The organism is Nocardia sp. NPDC004722, from assembly GCF_053601505.1.
This window is the reverse complement of record NZ_JBSGBY010000879.1, coordinates 1-2,596: the sequence shown is the minus strand read 5'-3', so window position 1 is coordinate 2,596 and position 2,596 is coordinate 1. Positions and strand designations below refer to the sequence as shown.

Here is a 2,596-nt window from a genome sequence, read left to right as displayed (position 1 = left end):
GACCACCCTCGCGGGCACCGTGATCCGCGGACGCATGGACGCCGTCTTCCGCCGCCCCGACGGCACCTGGGTCGTCGTCGACTGGAAGACCGGCGCGGAACCGCAACGCGCCGAAGAGGATTCGGTCGCCATCCAGCTCGCCGTCTACCGCCTCGCCTGGGCCCGCCTCGAATCCGCCCGTACCGGCGAACCCGAGGCCGACATCCTCGCCAACACCGTCGCCGCCTTCCACTACGTCCGCACCAATCGCACCATCGCCCCCGAACACCTCCCCGGCCCAACCGAACTCGCCGCCATCATCACCACCGCGGCCCCCCGCCGCGTCCCGCCCACCCCACCCCAACCCCCACTTCCGCCCGACCCCGACGAGGACGATCCCGGCCCACCCGAACCCACCGATGTCGAAATGCTCCGCCCTCCTGCCCCTTCGGAGCCCGGCGAGCCGGCGGCGACGCCCCCGGACGATCCGTTCCCGGACCCACCGGCCTGGGATTTCGAGCCCCCACCGGACCCGGAATCGCTGCCGCCGGACCTGTACGACTGATCGCCGCACCCGGCGATGACGGGCGGAACGGTGGCGGGTTGTCGGGCGAATCGGGTGGCGGCCGGTACGCTGCGGACCTGTGCCGCAGCCAGAACCTCCCGCAGCGTCGGATCGCCGAGTGACCGGGGACGCGCGTGTTCGGTGATTCCTCGCGCGGTCTGGGCAATTTGAACGATCGGCCCGACTTCGCGCTGGTCGGCATCCTGCGCGTGCCGTCCGTCCAGTCGAGCCCGTGGTATTCGCTGGCGCGGCGGCTGGGGCTGGCGGTGCTGCTGCTGGTGCTGGCCACCGTCGTGGTCTACGTGGGCCGCGACGGGTATCACGACAACGCCCGCGACCGCATGGGACTGCTCGACGCCGCCTACTACGCGACGGTGTCGCTCTCGACCACCGGCTACGGCGACATCACACCCGTCACGTCCACCGCGCGGCTGATCAATATTCTCGTTGTCACGCCGCTGCGGGTGCTGTTCCTCATCGTCCTGGTCGGCACCACCCTGTCGGTGCTCACCGAACGGTCCCGGCAGGCGTTCAAGATTCAGCGATGGAGGCACACCGTGCGCAATCACACCGTGGTAGTCGGCTACGGCACCAAGGGCCGCACCGCCGTGGACGCCATGCTGGCCGACGGCGTCTCGGCCGGTGACATCGTGGTGGTCGACACCGACCCGCAGGTCCTGGAATTCGCCGCCAACGCCGGCCTGGTCACCGTGCACGGCTCGGCCACCAAATCGGATGTGTTGCGGCTGGCCGGAGTTCAGCACGCCGCCGCGGTCGTGGTCGCCACCAACCGGGACGACACCGCGGTCCTGGTCACCCTCACCGCGCGCGAAATCAATCCCAAGGCAAAGATTTCCGCCGCCGTCCGCGAGGCCGAGAACACGCACCTGCTGCGGCAGTCCGGCGCGGACTCGGTGGTCGTCTCGTCTGAGACCGCGGGCCGCCTGCTCGGCATCGCCACCACCACACCCGCTGTGGTCGACATGATCGAGGACCTGCTCACCCCGGAAGCCGGTTTCGCCATCTCCGAACGCGACGTCGAGACCGAGGAGGTCGGCGGCTCCCCGCGTCACCTGCGCGACATCGTGCTCGGCGTGGTCCGCGAGGGCCGTCTCATCCGCGTCGGCGACCCCGAGACCGACGCCCTCGAGACCGGCGACCGACTCCTCTATCTGCGCCGCGTCCAAGGCTGACCACCGCGCCCGTCTAGTCTCGGGAGTGTGTCAGGTTTCCAGCTGAATGCTGTTCCGGTGCTTTCCCGTACCACGCTCGACCGCGCCGAAGATCTACGCGCCGACGAGCAGGCCCTCAAAGAGGGCTGGGCGCAGGCGAAACTCCTCCGCATGAACAGGCGCGGCCAGGTCCGCATCGAGGAGGGGGCCGTGGTGCTCGAGCCCGCGCTCACCCTCGCCCCCGAACGCGCCCCCGAGGCCGTCTTCCTCGGCGTCGACGCCGGCACCCATCTGTGGGCCGTGCGCGACAACGCCATCGAGGGCACCCTCGTCGACCTGCGCGCCTACGGCACCGGCCTGGATCTCGATGATTTCGGCCTCGGCCTGCTCGCCACCGCCATCGCCCTGCTGAACTGGCACGACAAGGCGGCCTTCAGCGCGGTCGACGGCACCCCCACCACCTCCACCAACGGCGGCTGGTCGCGCACCAGCGAAAGCGGGCACGAGGACTTCCCGCGCACCGACCCGGCGGTCATCTGCCTCATCCACGACGGCGGCGACCGCGTCCTGCTGGCCCGCCAGAACTCCTGGCCCGAGGGGCTTTTCTCGCTGCTGGCCGGGTTCGTGGAGGCGGGGGAGTCGCTGGAACGCTGCGTCGAACGCGAGATCAAGGAGGAGGTCGGGGTGGATGTCACCGACATCCGCTACCTGGGCAGCCAGCCCTGGCCCTTCCCGCGTTCGCTGATGCTGGGCTTCGCCGCCGTGGCGGATCCGGAGCAGCCGGTGGCCTTCCACGACGGCGAGATCGTCGAGGCGTACTGGTTCACCCGCGAAGAAGTGCGGCAGGCGCTGGCCGCGGGGGCCTGGGGCCGCAAGGATT

Annotated in this window: 3 protein-coding genes; all 3 read left to right on the top strand. The window is 70.3% G+C overall.

Annotated features, from left to right (window positions below):
- On the top strand, positions 1 to 544 hold a 544-nt coding region (locus ACWELQ_RS43410; RefSeq protein WP_452402802.1), incomplete at its 5' end, for a PD-(D/E)XK nuclease family protein.
- A gap of 134 nt (positions 545 to 678) precedes the next feature.
- Positions 679 to 1,737 carry a potassium channel family protein gene (locus tag ACWELQ_RS43405; RefSeq protein ID WP_452402801.1) on the top strand — a complete coding sequence of 353 codons (1,059 nt, stop codon included), beginning with the start codon at positions 679 to 681 and terminating at the stop codon, positions 1,735 to 1,737.
- 27 nt (positions 1,738 to 1,764) lie between these two features.
- Positions 1,765 to 2,596 (top strand): NAD(+) diphosphatase (nudC, locus tag ACWELQ_RS43400; RefSeq protein WP_452402800.1); only part of this gene is annotated, 832 nt, incomplete at its 3' end.